Source organism: Paradevosia shaoguanensis (genome assembly GCF_016801025.1).
Taxonomy (GTDB): Bacteria; Pseudomonadota; Alphaproteobacteria; order Rhizobiales; family Devosiaceae; genus Paradevosia; species Paradevosia shaoguanensis.
Map to the genome: position 1 here is coordinate 305,658 of NZ_CP068983.1, position 14,806 is coordinate 320,463.

Here is a 14,806-nt window from a genome sequence, read left to right on the forward strand (position 1 = left end):
CATACGGCACCTAGGCCATTCCAGTAACCAGATAACCAGAAATCCAGCCACACGGACAATTGTCTTTTTGTCTAACCGGCCGGCGGGAGAAAAAGCTCCCGGCCGGCCAAGTTCGGGAGAAACGCATGAGCCATTTTTCCACCTCCGCGCTCGACGAGGCCGCCAACCGCTGGTTCGGCAAGGCAGCCAACCAGTTGCTCGACAGCGAGTTGCGGGTGTTGCGGCAGGCCATGGGGCGTCGGACAATCTCGCGCTTCCCGCTGGAAGACCGCGACAAGCTCTCGCTGGGCGAGAAACTGGCCGACCAGGTGGCGCGCTTCGGCGGCTCGTGGACATTCATTACGGCCTTCATCCTGTTCCTGGCGCTTTGGGCGGGACTGAACCTCGTAATGGCCGGCCGGGCGTTCGACCCCTACCCTTTCATTTTCCTCAACCTGCTGCTCTCGATGCTGGCGGCGCTTCAGGCTCCCGTCATCATGATGAGCCAGAACAGGCAGGCGGCGAAGGACCGGGACGCGGCGGCGCATGACTACGAGGTCAACCTCAAGGCTGAGATCGAGATCATTGCGCTGCACGAAAAATTCGACCAGATGCGGACCCAGCAACTGGAGGCGCTGGTGAAGTACCAGGAGGAGCAGATTACCCTGCTCAACCGGCTCATCACGGAAAAGCGGGCAGGTGCTACTTGAATTCGCCGCAAAGCCAACCTTTATGGAAGCTGTACACGTGACGAGGCCCAAGAGCGTATGATCTTCATCGGAGTCGCCCTGCTGGTTGCCGCCGGCCTCGCCCTTCTGATCAGCGCCGATGCGGGGAGCTTCGTCGGGCTGACCCAACAGCAGACGGGCCAGCTGGTGCCGCTGCTCGTCATCCTCATCGTCATCGCGGGCGGGCTGTTCACGCGCCGCCGCCGGTTTGCCGAACTCTTCGGCGGGCTGGTGCTGTGGATGGGCATCTTCGGCGTCGCCATCGTGGGCTATACGCTGCGCGACGATATCCAGAACCTGGCCGGGCGCGTGTTCGGCGAACTGGCGCCGGGTATCGCGGTGGTGGACAGCCAGAACGGTACGGCCACGTTCCGCCGCGGCATGGGCGGACATTTCCAGGTGCGCGCCAGCATCAACGGCGCCGACATTCCGCTGATCTTCGATACGGGCGCCAGCGCCGTCGTGCTGACGGCCGAGGACGCAAGGAAAGCAGGGATCGATACGGATTCGCTGCGCTACACGGTTTCGGTGTCGACGGCCAACGGCATGGGCAAGGCGGCCAGCGTCAAGCTGGGGCACATGAATGTGGGCGGGATCGAGCGCGAGGGCGTGCGGGCGTTCGTGGCAGAAGAACATGCACTCGATACGAGCCTGCTGGGCATGACGTTCCTGGAGACGCTTACGCGGTACGCGGTGAGCAGCAATTCGCTGGAATTGGTGAATTAGCGCACGGACGCGTCCGTAGATCGCGCCGTCCCGGCGAAGAGACATCGAGACGGCGTCACGCCGGGAGCAGCACGCGGTCCTGGCGGTCGGCGGCGGCTTCCACAGCTTCGAGGGCCTGGAAAAGGACTTCCGGGCCGGCGTTGGGCTTGCAGGCATCCACTGAGAGTATCTGGCGGAAGGCGCGGGCGCCGGGGAGGCCGTTGGCGAGGCCAAGCATGTGGCGGGTGATCTGGTTGATGCGGGCGCCGCGGGCCATTTCACCATCGGCATAGGCGGCCATGGCCAGCATGATTTCGCGCAGCGTCATGCGCTCGGCGGGCGCGCCGAAGATGCGAGCATCGACATCGGCCAGCAGCATGGGATTGTGGTAGGCGGCGCGGCCGAGCATCACGCCCGACATGTGCCGGAGATGCTCGTCGGCCTCATCGAGCGTTTCGATGCCGCCATTGATCATCATCTGCAGCGGCGCGAGGCGCTGGGCCAGGCGGTAGACGCGCGGATAATCGAGCGGCGGGATGGTGCGGTTTTCCTTTGGGCTCAGCCCCTTGAGCCAGGCCTTGCGGGCATGGACGTAAAGCGCATCGACGCCGGCGGCGACCATCTTGTCTGCAAAGCGGTCGAGGCTTTCCTCGGTATCCTGATCATCGATGCCGATACGGCACTTGACGGTGACCGGCGTATCGGTGGCGTCGCGCATGGTGCGGACGCATTCGGCGACGAGATCAGGCTCGGCCATGAGGCAGGCGCCGAAACGGCCCGACTGCACGCGATCGGACGGGCAGCCGACATTGAGGTTGATCTCGGCATAGCCGTACTGGTCGCAGAGGGCGACGGCGCGAGCGAGCTCGGCCGGATCGGAGCCGCCAAGCTGGACGGCGACGGGCTGCTCGACGGCGCTGAAGCGCAGATGGCGCTCGGGATCGCCATGGACCAGGGCGGCGCTGGTGACCATTTCGGTGAACAGCAGGGCATGACGGGTCAGCAACCGATGCAGCACGCGACAGTGCCGATCGGTCCATTCCATCATCGGCGCCACGGAAAAGCGGCGCGCCTGCTCGAGGTCGAAAGAGGTCATGGCGTGGCCATACACAATTTGGCCGGCCAGCGCAAAACACGCTGGGTTCAATCTGCCATGCGCAGTGCGCCGGTCGCGGGCGGCGGGCAACCAAAGCGGAGTGTTCCCGTTTAGACCGATGACTTCATGACCCGAGGGAAAAGATGGGCATCATCTGGACTTTGATCATCGGCCTCATCGCAGGCATCGTCGCCAAATTCATCGTACCCGGCGCCAACGAACCGTCAGGCTTCGTGCTGACCGCGCTGCTCGGCGTGGTCGGGGCGTTCGTCGCGACCTATCTCGGCCAGGCCATCGGCTGGTATTCGGCCGGCGAAGGAGCCGGGCTGATCGGCGCCATCGTGGGCGCTGTCATCGTATTGCTGGTCTGGGGCTTTTTCAGCCGCAGGCGTGCCTAAACCCAAGGAGATCCATCATGGCAGACAACAAGATGCCGTCCCTGCTCGCGCTATTGGGCCTGCTGGCCGTGGCCGGCTACCAGAACCGGGACAAGATCGGGCAGGTGCTCGGACAGGTCGGCGGCGGCTCGGGCGCGGGTGCGGGCACTGGTGCAGACAACAAGTTCGGCGAGACGCTCAACGATGCGGGCAACGTCGTGGGCCGGACGGCTTCCGAGGTCGGCGGCTCGCTCAAGAACGGGCTGGACGAACTGCTCTCGACGTTCCGCAATGCCGGGCAGCAGGAAACGGCGGATTCCTGGGTGACACCAGGCGTGCCGACGCAGGGGCTTTCGACCGATCAGGTGGAGACTGCCCTTGGGCGCGATACGCTGACGGCGCTCGCGCAGAAAGCGGGCATTTCCTATGACGAACTGGTCCAGCGGCTGGCTTCGGTCATTCCGCAGGCGGTCGACCGGGCCACGCCCGACGGGAATTTCCCGGCGACGGACCAGGAAGTGCGACAACGCGTGATCGGCTCGTAGCCGGAAAGTTTGGGCCTCGCCTTGTGGCGGGGCCCTTTTTCTCAGGCGGCGGGGTCGAGGGCTTCGCCGCTGGCGGCCTTGGCCTTGATGATGGCGAGGACGCGCATGGCGGCTTCGATGTCGGCGGGATCGGCGTCAGCGAGAACGCGTTCGCGGAAGGCGTCCATGTCGATTTCGATGTTGCGGACCGCAGCCCGGCCTTCGGGCGTCAGGCGCAGGAGATTGGCGCGGCGGTCGTTGGGATCGGGCGTACGGGTGACAAGCCCGGCTTTCTGCAGATCATCGAGCAAACGGACCAGCGAGGCGCCTTCGAGGCCGCAGCGCTCGGCGAGGACATTCTGGTGCACGTTTTCGCCCATGCGGCTGATCCAGACGAGCGGGATGGCGCCCGCTTCAGTGACGCCATGCTGAACCAGGACGTGGCGCGACATCTTCTTCCAGTGCCGGTGGGCGACAGCGATATCGGCGGTGAAATCGCGCAGCAGGTTTGCAAAATCTGTCATATGAATTAATTAGCATACTAATTATAAGCTTTGCAATTGCGCGACGAGGGCGCGTCCAGACACCCTCCGACTACCGCGGGATACGACCGTTCGGGCCGCCTCCCCTGCCCGGCAGCCGAAACCTTTCGTTTCCGCACGCACACATATGACATCGACGCAAAACGGCACCCACAAGTGGATGGTGCTCTCGAACACGACGCTCGGGGTGCTCGCCTCGACGGTGAATTCCTCGATCATTCTCATCAGCCTTCCCGCCATTTTCAGGGGCATCGGGCTGCATCCGCTGGATCCGGGCAATACCAACACGCTGCTTTGGACCATCATGGGCTACATGGTGGTGACCTCGGTGCTGGTGGTGACGTTCGGGCGGCTGGCCGACATGTATGGCCGGGCGCGGATCTACAATATCGGCTTCATCATCTTCACCATCGCCGCCCTCCTCCTCAGCTTCATGCCGACGGGACCGAGCGCGGCGGGGTACCTGGTGTGGATGCGTATCCTGCAGGGCGTGGGCGGGGCCATGATCACGGCGACATCGACGGCTATTCTCGTCGACGCGTTTCCTCCGCATCAGCGCGGCTTCGCGCTGGGCATCAACACGATGGCGGCCATTGCGGGCCAGTTCATCGGCCTGATCCTGGGCGGACTGCTGGCAGACATCAACTGGCGCTGGATCTTCTGGATCAACGTGCCGATCGGCCTGATCGGGACGCTCTGGGGCCTCGCCATGCTGCGCGATCGCGGCGTGCGGCAGGTGCATGGCAAGCTCGACTGGTGGGGCAACATCACCTTCGCGGTGGGCCTCATCCTCATCCTTGTCGGGGTCAATGACGGCATCCAGCCGGATGGCGCCTCGCTGATGGCCTGGGGCAGCCCCAAGGTGCTGATGGAGCTGGGTTTCGGCATTATCTTCCTCGTGGCGTTCCTCGCCATCGAGAAGCGGGTGAAGCTGCCGATGTTCGACCTCAAGCTCTTCCGCATCCGGCCGTTCGCGGCGGGCGTTTCGGCCAGCATGCTTTCGTCCATCGGGCGCGGCGGGCTGCAGTTCATGCTGATCGTCTGGCTGCAGGGCATCTGGCTGCCGCTGCATGGCTATACGTTCGAATCCACCCCGCTCTGGGCCGGCATCTTCATGCTGCCGCTGACGCTCGGCATCCTGATCGCAGGGCCGGTGGCGGGCATTCTCGCCGACCGGTTCGGGGCGCGGCTCTTTGCAGCCATCGGCATGGTGGTGGGCGCGCTCACGTTCCTGGGGCTGATGCTGCTCGAGGCGAACTTCCCCTACCCCATCTTCGCGCTGCTGCTGTTCCTCAACGGCGTCGGCACGGGATTGTTCAGCGCGCCCAACAGCACGCAGATCATGAATGCGGTGCCGGCGGCGGAACGCGGGCAGGCTTCGGGCGTGCGGGCGACGACGCTCAATGCCGGACAGGTGCTTTCCATCGGCATCTTCTTCACGCTGATGATCCTGGGGCTGGCGATGAGCCTGCCCGGGACTATGGAAGCGCGGCTGGTGGCAGAGGGCCTGCCTCAGGATGTCGCAGCACAAGTCGCTAGCGCTCCGCCCGTGGCTAGCCTATTTGCAGCCTTCCTCGGCTATAATCCGATGGGAGAACTCATCCCAGCGACGGCTCTGGCGGCCCTGCCGCCGGATCATGCTGCCGTGATTACGGGACAGACGTTCTTCCCGGACCTGCTTTCGGGCCCATTCATGGTGGGCATCAAGATCGCCTTCTCGATCTCGATGCTGCTGTACCTGCTTTCGGCGCTGGCGTCGTGGCTGGGTGGGTCGACCCGTCAGCAGGAGGCTGTCGAGGAGGCAGCCATGCGGGCTGCTGCGGAATGAACGCATGGCAGTCCTGAAGGGGAAGGGATTGCCGAAACAGACGTCGCTTCTAACCTAAGGACAGGAGCGACGTCGGAGGGCTCTTGAGAATGACCGGCAATGCGAAGCACAGGGTCGTCATCGTTGGCGGCGGTTTCGGGGGCCTGATGGCCGCCCAGAAGCTGGCCGGAAGCGGTCTCGACATCACACTCGTCGACAGACGAAACCACCACCTCTTCCAGCCCCTGCTCTACCAGGTGGCGACGGCCGCCCTGGCGACTTCGGATATCGCCTGGCCGATCCGGAGCCTCGTGCGCGGCAAGGAGGACATCAAGACCCTCCTCGGCAGCGTGACGGGCGTGGACAAGGAAGCGCGCGAAGTGCTGCTCGAGGACGGCGCGCGGATACCCTATGACAGCCTGATCCTGGCGACGGGCGCGCGGCATGCCTATTTCGGGCACGACGAATGGGAGCCCAACGCTCCCGGCCTCAAGACGCTGGAAGACGCGACCGCCATCCGGCGCCGCCTGCTGCTGGCGTTCGAGCAGGCCGAGCGCGAGCCCGACGAGGCGCGGCGCAAGGCGCTGCTGACCTTCGTCATCATCGGTGCGGGCCCAACGGGCGTGGAACTGGCGGGCACGATCACGGAACTGGCGGAAGCCAGCATGCGTGGCGACTTCCGCAATATCCGTCCCGAGGACGCACGCGTCGTGCTGATCGAGGCGGCGGACCGTGTGCTGCTCAACTTCGTGCCGGAGCTTTCGGCCTATGCACTCGACGCGCTGCGCAAGCTGGGCGTCGAAGTGGAACTGGGCCGGGCGGTGACCGAGATCGACCGCGAGGGCGTGGTCTATGGCGGCCAGCGACTGGCGGCGCGCACGGTGATCTGGGCGGCAGGCGTGCAGGCTTCGCCGGCAGCCAAGTGGCTGGACGTGGAAGCGGACCGCGCTGGCCGTGTGAAGGTGGAGGCCGACCTGACGGTGCCGGGCTACCCCGAAATCTTCGTGGTGGGCGATACGGCGCTGGCACTGCGGCCGGACGGACGTCCGGTGCCGGGCGTGGGCGACGCGGCCAAGCAGGGCGGCAAGCACGCCGCCGCGACGATCAAGGCGCGGCTGGCCGGCACGAAGCCGCCGACCTTTGCCTACAAGCACGCCGGAGACCTGGCGACGATCGGCAAGCGCGCCGCAGTGATCGATTTCGGCTGGCTCAAGCTCAAGGGCTTCCCGGCATGGTGGGTATGGGGCGTGGCCCATATCTACTTCCTGATCGGGGTGAAGAACCGCCTGTTCGTGTCGATCACCTGGCTGCTGCAGCTGCTTTCAGGCCGTCGCAGCGCGCGCCTGATCACGCAGGGCGACGCGAGCGGCCGCTGGGAACACAGGCCGTAAGGCGTTCTCCGAGTTGATACGAATTGATGGGCGGGCCGATTGGCCCGCTCATTTCTTTTCGGCGACCCAATCGGCCCAATAGGCCGAACAGCGGGCTGCGAAGGCATCGGGAGGCTCTACGGTCAGCTCGCCGCCGAGGCGGAAACTCTCGGCTTCGAGCTCGCGCTTGCGGCGGGCCATTGCGGGAGCCAGGGACGTGTCGGCGGGCAGGCTGCCAGCCAGCATATCGAGATCGTGGTGGCGGCCGAGCAGGTCGGCGAGATCATTGGCGGCGGTTCGCGAGGCAAGCAGGATATGCGGCGCACTCGGGCTGATGAGGCCAAGATGGTGGCCGTGATACTTGGCGAGCTTGCGCCAGTCGTGGAGGTGGAGCGTTGTCGGGTGGCGCTGGGCGACCTTCAGGGCCTTGCGCGTGCGGTGATAGGTCTTTTCCAGCCCCTCCTCCAACGCGACGAAGCCGTCGCGCTTGAGCTTCCAATCCTCGGAGCGGGCGACGAGCTCATCCATCTCGTCGGCGAAGCTTTCGAGGGCAGCGATGGGATCGTCCGACATGCTGGTCGCGAGGCTTTGGACGAGTCGGTCGCGTTCGGCGGTGTCGGGGCTGAGGTTTTCCTCGCGCACGAGAGCATCGTAAGTCTGGAGGACTACCGGGCGGTCGCGCAGGCGACCGAGGGCGCGGGCGGCGTCACGGACGGCTTCGTTTTCGCGGCGATAATCGGGGAAGCTGCCGCGAACGAGCCGCAGGGCGGCCCGTATCTTCTTGCAGCGGCGGCGCACGGCGTGAATTGCCGCCTGCGGGTCATCCGCGCCGTCGCGCGCGGCCAGTGCCGCCTTGGCGGCCTGTTCGGCGACGATGCGCCCGAGGCCCGTTTCGATGGTTTCGCCAGCAGCAAATTTGAAAGCCATGCCGTCCTTTCCGATTTGTCGGGGACACAGGAAGGCACTCGACCGTCACAATCAAACAAAATGGAACCGGGGCTTCTGACGGAAGGTTGTGCCTCAAGGACAATTTCCGACAAGGAGGCCGCGATGCCGCATGCCCAGAACAAGTGGTCGGGCGAGGTCACCAAGCACAGCGATGCCCTTGATCTCGTGCCGCATATCTTCGAATCCGACGACCCCAGGGAGATTGCGGACTCACTCAAACGTTCGGCGGAACACAGCAACCGCAGGAAGGGCAGCGCCTATCAATCGGCGATGTCGATGCTGACGTTCTACATAAACCGCGCGGGCAAGAATCTCGACGCGAAACACCGCAAGACGCTCGAAGCGGCCAAGGAGGAACTCCGCAAGGATTTCGGCCGCGAGATTAAACACTAAGCGGAGGAGCACGATGGGTAGCCTCGTCATTCCAACCCTCATCTACGAAGACGCGCCGAAGATGATCGACTGGCTGTGCGATACGTTCGGCTTCACGCCGCGGGCGGTCTATCCCGACGACAAGGGCGGTGTCGCCCATGCGGAGCTGACGCTGGGCGATGGCATGATCATGCTCGGCTCGCCCAAGGACAACGAATTCAACCAGGTGCAATCCACCCCCAAGGCGCTGCGCGGCGTCATGCAAAGCCCGTATCTGGTGGTGGAGGACGCACAGGCGGTGTTCGACAAGGTGGCGCTGACCGGCGGCATGATCGTGGGCGAGCTTCGCCGCGACACCGAGAGCGGGGATACGTTCATCTGCTACGACCCGGAGGGATATCTCTGGTGCATCGGCACCTACAATCCGTGGCAGACCAACGCCCAGACGCAGGCGCCGGCCGCGGAATGATCAGGTGTCGGGAGCGAGGATTTCGACGGTGCCGGAACGGCCGCCACCGGCGGTCGGGGAGCCGACCAGCGTGACGATGACCCCATCATGGACGATGGCGACGAAGCCGTGCCTGGGCGTCGGGAGCGGCGGCAATTGCTGCCACGTGTCGGTGGCAGGGTCGTAGGCCTCGACTTCGGAGAAGACGTCGGTGCGGGTTTCGCCGCCGAGGACATAGAGGCGATTATCGAGCACTGCCGACGCGGCGCCGCTGCGGGGTGTGGGCATGGATTGGCCGGTTGACCAAGTGTCGGTGGCAGGATCGTAGATTTCGAGCGTGCCGAGATTGTGGGCCGGATCGCCATCCACGCGGCCGGCGGCGACGATAACCTTGCCGTCGATGACGCCGATGGAGAGGTGATCGCGCGGCGTGGGGATGGGCGCGAGGGCGGTCCAGGTGTTTTTCGCGGGGTCGTAGGCTTCGACGGTCGGGACGTTGACCGCGTTGGTGGTGCTGCCGGAGACGACGTAGATTTTGCCGTCGATGGCAACAGCGCCACCGGCGGCGCGGGGCGATGGCATGTCGGCGAGCGGCGTCCAGGCTTGACTACCGGGGTCGAGGACCCAGGATTTCGCAGAAGCCTGCCAGCCATCGACGTAGCCGCCGAAGACGTAGATCTTGCCATCGAGGCCGACACTCATCGGATGGTGCACGTGGTAGGGGAAGGCCGACGCCTCGCTCCAGGCGTCGGCAGCAAGATCGTAGACCAGGACGCCGGTGGCGCCGTTGTAATCGCCGATGATGTAGGCCTTTCCGCCCGCAATAGCGGCGCCGACTTCGGAGCGCTGGGCCGGCGCGGTGGCGCCGGTGGTCCAGGCAGCATCATGCGCGAGCGCCGGCACCGCGAGGGCTGCCAGCGCGAGAAGGATGCCCAGCGTACGGCGGATGGCGGTCAGGGGATCACTTCCGCATCCGGGCGATCGTCACCCTCCGATTCCTCATTGTGCCAGACGCCGCGTTCGTCCTCGTAGAGGATGTCGCGGGTTTCGTCGGGCAGTTCCTGGCGGGACGCGGCTTCGCGTGCGGCGGCCAGGGCTTCGTCGTGCGTGCGGAAGGGTTCGGAGAAGACGCCGTTGAGCTTATAGGCCCAGCCGCCGTCGTGCTGCACGATCTCGTATTTGATTTCCTGGGTCATGACAGGATCCTCCATTGCGTCGGTGGAACGCCGAAGGGCCGAGTTGAGTTGCGGCGCGCGGACGATCACCGGCCGAAAAGCGCACCTTCAGTGTGCTCGAGGATGGAGGGAATGACCAGATCCTCCTCGTCATCGAGGTGGCGCAGCAGCCAATCGAGAAGCTTATCGGACTTGTCGGCATAGGCATCGGCCGCGAAACGACGGGCGTCGCCCTCCTCATGGAGCGCGGCCAGCATGGCGCGGGCGGTTTCGGCGGATGCGGCAAGCTGATCGTGGATCACTTCATGGTCTTCCTCGAGGAGATCGAAGCCGACGATGAGGCGCTTGTCGTGGCTGCGGAAGAGCGGGAAGTAATTGTAATCCTCGACCTGGTGGTGGCCTTCGAGGTGCTGCAGGAAATAGCGCAGGCGCGGCGTGAAGAAGCGATGGAAATCATCGGGCGCGATGGCGTCTTCACGGAACTGGTGGGTAGCGGATTTGAGCATGCCGCCCAGTTCGCGGAACATGTCGTGCATCTGCAGCCAGAACGCTGCCGTCTCGCCGAAATTGCGGTGCTCGTCCCAGGTTTCGCGCGGGTATTTTTCGCGCAGATAGGCGATGTCGGCCGGGAGCTTGTCCGTGCGATTGGGGAGCCAGAGTTCGGGTGCGATCTTCATGCCCGGAAAATAGGCCCCGGCCGGCGCCGCCTCAAGACGGCACCAAAAGGTGCCGGAGTATCACTCGGCCTCGCTGATCGTGGTGACGCTGCGCGCCATGGCCCGTTCGCGCCACCAGATATAAAGCCCGCTGCCGATGACGATGGGCGCGCCGATATAGATGCCGACATCGGGGGGCTGGTTGAAGATCAGCCAGCTCGAAAGCGTCATGTAGACGATCTGGAGATAGGCGAAGGGCGCGAGCGTCGAGGCCGGCGCGTAGCGGGCGGCGATCGAGAAGAGCTGGTGGCCGGTGAGGCCTGCCACGCCGATGAGGATGAAGGCGAACCAATCGGCGAACGTGGAGGGCCATTCCCAATTGCCGATGATGAAGGGCGCGAGGCAGATCGTGGCGATGAGGCCGGCATAGAATTGCTGGGTGGCCGGGGAATCGACGCCGGCAAGCTTGCGCGTGGAGATGAAATAGAGGGCGGAGCCGAAGGCGCCGGTGAGCGAGAGCAACGCGGCAGGATGGAAGCCGTCGGTGCCGGGGCGCACGATGACGATGACGCCGAGGAAGCCGACGAGAATGGCCGTCCAGCGCCGCCAGCCGACAGTTTCGCCCAGGAGCGGCACCGAGAGGGCGCACATCATGAGCGGCATGGTGAAATTGATCGAGCCGGTGATGGTGAGCGGCAGGTATTGCACGGCGATGAAATTGCAGACCGTGGTGCTGAGCAGCAGCAGGCCGCGGATGATTTCGAGCTTGATGTTGCGCGAGCGGGCGAGCGCCCTGCCCTGGCTCGGGGCGAGCAAGGCGGTGATCAGGAAGAAGTGGATGGCGTAGCGCGCGAACATGAATTGCGGCGTCGGCATGCCGCTCTGGGCCAGCCACTTGGCCGACGAGTCGATCAGCGTGAAGACGAAATAGGCTATCAGCACGAGGCCAATACCCAAGAGACGGCGCTCCTGCACGGGCGCGACGGCGATAGTCATGTCAGGTTCCAGGCGCGAGAAGGATGCGCCGGGCGAGCGTGGGGGGAAATGGGGGTGGATGTCAATTGGCGGGAGGTGGTGCGGGGTGGTGGGTGTGGCTTACCCCACCCCTGTCCCCTCCCCGCAAGGGGGAGGGAGACGCTGGGGAACGGGTGGTGGATAAACTGGGCGGATGGCGGGGGTGAAACGAGGGCGCATTGCGCACCATCACCGTCCCCTGCGCGATCTCGGGCCGAAGAGCCGGGGGGCATGGATGGCGCCACTCGGGTGGGGAGGGGCAATAGGCCCCGGATCAGGTCCGGGGAAGTGCGGTGGGTGGGGCGGGGATGGGGGTGAGATGGCGGGGGATGGGGAATGGGTGGGAGCTTGTCGCGGTTCCTTCTTCCCTTCTTCCCTTCTTCCCTTCTTCCCTTCTTCCCTTCTTCCCTTCTTCCCCAGGGGGAGAAGGTGCGGCGGAGCCGACGGATGAGGGGTCGGCGGTGGTGGCGCGAACCCCTCACCCGCCCTTCGGGCACCCTCTCCCTCAAGGGGAGAGGGCGATGGGGCGAGATCGCGCTCCAAGCGGTCGTCAGTAGGTTTCGCGGAGGTGGCGGAGGCGGAGGGTGGAGGCGAGAGCTTTTTGGGTGGGTTTGGCGCCTTTGCGCGGGGTGAAGGTGAGGCGGGTTTCGCGGCCGGGGAGGAGCGTCAGGGCGTTGTCGGAGAAGTGGCCGGGGAGGTCGACGCTGGCGGTGACGAAGAAGGCCGGGCGGTCGGTGGTGAGGGTGAGGACGGGAGCGCCCTCGACGGTGGACCATGCGGCTTTCACGCGGGCCTCGGGCAGGTCGTAGTATTTGTAGGCGCGGGGGAAGTAGTCGTTTTCGCCCAGGGGGCGGCCATCTTCGCCGGTCCAGGAGAAGAAGAGGAAATCGCCTTCGCCAAGCTTCGACAACGGAATGCGGGCGAGTTCGGCGGCGGCGTTCGGGCCGATCCTGCCGCGCTTGCCGTGGACGGTCTTCGACTTGCCGTCGATATTGGCGACCTGGACGTCGAGGGTGATCTCGACCTTGTCGGCGGTATCGTTGATGCCCTTGAGGACGATGTCGTCCTTGTCGGGAACGGCGACGACGTTGATGGGGAGGTAGAAGCGCCGGGCCATGTAGTGGAGGAGCTTCCACTGGCCACCGTAATCGAGGCTGGCCCAGCTCGCCACCGGATAGGTGTCGTTGATCTGCCAGTAGAGCGTGCCCATGCAGCGCGGCTTGGTGGAGCGCCAGTATTCGATGGCGGTCTTGATGGCGAGGCCCTGCTGGATCTGGCTGAGGAATACCATCTGCTCGAAATCGGCCGGGAAGCGGAAGTAGCGACACATGGTTTCGAGGATGCGGGCATTGCCGCCATCGTTGCGCTGATGGTTCTCCATCACCGGGGAGGACGGGTTGCGGTCCTCGGGGTTGGTGAAGGTCTCGATGACGTTCATCGAGGTGAAGGACTGGAAGCCGAATTCGGAAGCGAAGCGCGGGTTGACCGTGCGATAGGCCTCGAAGGATTTGGCGGAGTGCCAGACGTCCCAGTAGTGGAGGTCGCCGCGGGTGTCGGAGTGCCAGCCGTCGGAGAAATCGAGGTAGCCCAGCGAGGGCGAGGACGGCCAGAAACGGCGGGCCGGGTCCTCATCCTCGACGATCTGCTGGAGCATCGAAGACATGCGGTCGTAATTGGCGAGGTAGCGCTCGGGATTGGCCTTGGTCTCGTCGTACCAGGTGAGCGAGCCGATGACTTCGTTGTCGCCGCACCAGAGGGCGATGCAGGCGTGGTGGGAGAGGCGCCGGACCTGCTGGGTGATCTCGACGCGGACATCATCGAGGAATTCACGGTTGGACGGATAGCTCATGCAGGCGAACATGAAATCCTGCCAGATGAGGATGCCGAGCTCGTCGCAAAGGTCGTAGAAGTAATCGGGCTCGTACTGGCCGCCGCCCCAGATGCGGATCATGTTCATGTTGGCGGCGACGGCGCTTTCGAGGAGGTCGCGGACGACAGGCTCGGTGATGCGCGAGGGAATGGCGTCGGCGGGAATCCAGTTGGCGCCCATCATGGTGATATCGCGCCCGTTCACGCGCACCTTGAAGGTGTGGTCGATCTCATCCTTCTCGATGACCCATTCGAGCTTGCGCAGGCCGATCCTGCGGCGGGTGACCTCGCCTTCGAGATCGGTGACGAGTTCGTAGAGCGGTTGCTCCCCCTGCCCGTTCGGCCACCAGAGTTTCGGGTTCTTGATGGTGAGGTTGTGGACGAGCACGTTTTCGCCCGGCCGGACGACGACCTTGTCGGTGATGGTCTGGCCATCGATGGCGTGGCTGATCTCGACCGAGCCTTCGGCGAAGGCGAAGAGGCGCGTGGTGATCTGCAGTTCGACCGACTTCTTGCCGTGGGCCTGGTCGACCTGCACGCTTTCCTGGCGCGCAATGCGGCTCTTGCGGATGGCCATGCGGCCATAGACGCCCGTGGGCATGAGGCAGATGCCCCAGTCCCAGCCGGCATGACAGGCGACCTTGCGCACGAAATTCATGTGCACGCCTTCGAGGCCATTGGTCAGGTAGTTCTTGGTGAAGGGGATGGGGAACGGATGCGCCTCGGCGCGGGCCTTGGCGACGTCGCGCGTGACGGCAAATTCGATGCGCAGGGTGTTGAGGCCTTCGAGGACCTTGCCGGTGACATCGAAATCGTAGCGGCGGAAGGCGTTGTCGGTTTCGGCGATGAGCTCGTTGTTGAGGAAGATGCGGGCGATGCAATCGACCTCGGAGAGGGTGAGCGTGAGGTAGCCATCGAGATCGGCCGGCGCGGCCTCGAAATTGCGCTCGACGGTCCAGGGGGTGCGGTTGACCCACATGACGACCTGCTCGTTGGCGCCGAAATAGGGATCGGGGATTTCGCCGGCGTCGATCAGGGCGGTGTGCACGTCGCCAGGGAGCGCGATGCCGAACGTGCCCTTGCGGGCCGGCGAAGTGAGCGACCAGGCGCCCGAAAGCGAGATTTCCGAATAACCCGAACGAGCCGATCCGACGGCCTTGGCCTTCGCCATGATTTCCCTCCCGAAGACGCGCATG

At 64.7% G+C, this 14,806-nt stretch carries 16 protein-coding genes; 8 read left to right on the forward strand and 8 right to left on the reverse strand.

The annotated features are described in order from the left end of the window. Positions 1-125 precede the first annotated feature (125 nt). Positions 126-689 carry a DUF1003 domain-containing protein gene (locus JNE37_RS01425; RefSeq protein ID WP_182397795.1) on the forward strand — a complete coding sequence of 188 codons (564 nt, stop codon included), beginning with the start codon at positions 126-128 and terminating at the stop codon, positions 687-689. A 57-nt stretch (positions 690-746) separates the two neighbouring features. Beyond that, positions 747-1,433, forward strand: a complete 687-nt coding sequence (locus tag JNE37_RS01430) for a retropepsin-like aspartic protease family protein (RefSeq protein ID WP_052152050.1) — start codon at positions 747-749, stop codon at positions 1,431-1,433. Between the two features lie 55 nt (positions 1,434-1,488). Here the strand turns inward: JNE37_RS01430 and dusA are convergent, their stop codons facing one another. Next, positions 1,489-2,508: a tRNA dihydrouridine(20/20a) synthase DusA gene (gene dusA, locus JNE37_RS01435; RefSeq protein WP_203065083.1), complete on the reverse strand. Its 1,020-nt coding sequence runs from the start codon at positions 2,506-2,508 to the stop codon at positions 1,489-1,491. A 143-nt stretch (positions 2,509-2,651) separates the two neighbouring features. Here dusA and JNE37_RS01440 point away from each other — a divergent pair, with 143 nt between their 5' ends. Further along, entirely contained in the window at positions 2,652-2,906 is a 255-nt protein-coding gene (locus tag JNE37_RS01440; protein WP_035027887.1) for a GlsB/YeaQ/YmgE family stress response membrane protein, read from the forward strand. A gap of 17 nt (positions 2,907-2,923) precedes the next feature. Beyond that, entirely contained in the window at positions 2,924-3,430 is a 507-nt protein-coding gene (locus JNE37_RS01445) for a YidB family protein (RefSeq protein ID WP_035089328.1), read from the forward strand. Positions 3,431-3,471: 41 nt separating this feature from the next. On the opposite strand, the gene JNE37_RS01450 is transcribed toward JNE37_RS01445, so the two are convergent. Further along, entirely contained in the window at positions 3,472-3,933 is a 462-nt protein-coding gene (locus tag JNE37_RS01450; RefSeq protein ID WP_035027893.1) for a MarR family winged helix-turn-helix transcriptional regulator, read from the reverse strand. Positions 3,934-4,078: 145 nt separating this feature from the next. On the opposite strand from JNE37_RS01450, the gene JNE37_RS01455 reads away from it, so the two are divergent. Then, positions 4,079-5,779: an MFS transporter gene (locus tag JNE37_RS01455; protein WP_203065084.1), complete on the forward strand. Its 1,701-nt coding sequence runs from the start codon at positions 4,079-4,081 to the stop codon at positions 5,777-5,779. Positions 5,780-5,868: 89 nt separating this feature from the next. Continuing rightward, positions 5,869-7,149, forward strand: coding sequence for an NAD(P)/FAD-dependent oxidoreductase (locus JNE37_RS01460; RefSeq protein ID WP_203065085.1), 1,281 nt, complete (start codon positions 5,869-5,871; stop codon positions 7,147-7,149). Between the two features lie 48 nt (positions 7,150-7,197). On the opposite strand, the gene JNE37_RS01465 is transcribed toward JNE37_RS01460, so the two are convergent. After that, the gene (locus tag JNE37_RS01465) at positions 7,198-8,055 is read right to left on the reverse strand and encodes a CHAD domain-containing protein (RefSeq protein ID WP_203065086.1); all 858 of its coding nucleotides are present in this window, start codon (positions 8,053-8,055) and stop codon (positions 7,198-7,200) included. 123 nt (positions 8,056-8,178) lie between these two features. Here JNE37_RS01465 and JNE37_RS01470 point away from each other — a divergent pair, with 123 nt between their 5' ends. Continuing rightward, positions 8,179-8,469 (forward strand): DUF3175 domain-containing protein, encoded by a 291-nt coding sequence (locus JNE37_RS01470; RefSeq protein WP_203065087.1) that lies wholly within the window; start codon positions 8,179-8,181, stop codon positions 8,467-8,469. Positions 8,470-8,482: 13 nt separating this feature from the next. After that, positions 8,483-8,917 carry a VOC family protein gene (locus tag JNE37_RS01475; protein WP_035027908.1) on the forward strand — a complete coding sequence of 145 codons (435 nt, stop codon included), beginning with the start codon at positions 8,483-8,485 and terminating at the stop codon, positions 8,915-8,917. Here JNE37_RS01475 and JNE37_RS01480 read toward each other — a convergent pair whose 3' ends face one another. From JNE37_RS01480 to JNE37_RS01500, 5 genes are all read right to left on the reverse strand, one after another. Beyond that, a complete protein-coding gene (locus JNE37_RS01480; protein ID WP_246513461.1) occupies positions 8,918-9,799 on the reverse strand; it encodes a Kelch repeat-containing protein in 882 nt (293 codons plus the stop codon). It abuts the gene before it with no gap. Positions 9,800-9,849: 50 nt separating this feature from the next. Then, entirely contained in the window at positions 9,850-10,092 is a 243-nt protein-coding gene (locus tag JNE37_RS01485; protein ID WP_035028018.1) for a DUF2188 domain-containing protein, read from the reverse strand. A 65-nt stretch (positions 10,093-10,157) separates the two neighbouring features. Further along, positions 10,158-10,748 carry a hemerythrin domain-containing protein gene (locus JNE37_RS01490; RefSeq protein ID WP_203065088.1) on the reverse strand — a complete coding sequence of 197 codons (591 nt, stop codon included), beginning with the start codon at positions 10,746-10,748 and terminating at the stop codon, positions 10,158-10,160. Between the two features lie 60 nt (positions 10,749-10,808). Further along, positions 10,809-11,723: a DMT family transporter gene (locus JNE37_RS01495; protein WP_203065089.1), complete on the reverse strand. Its 915-nt coding sequence runs from the start codon at positions 11,721-11,723 to the stop codon at positions 10,809-10,811. Between the two features lie 568 nt (positions 11,724-12,291). Further along, positions 12,292-14,781 carry a beta-mannosidase gene (locus tag JNE37_RS01500; RefSeq protein WP_203065090.1) on the reverse strand — a complete coding sequence of 830 codons (2,490 nt, stop codon included), beginning with the start codon at positions 14,779-14,781 and terminating at the stop codon, positions 12,292-12,294. Positions 14,782-14,806: the final 25 nt, after the last annotated feature.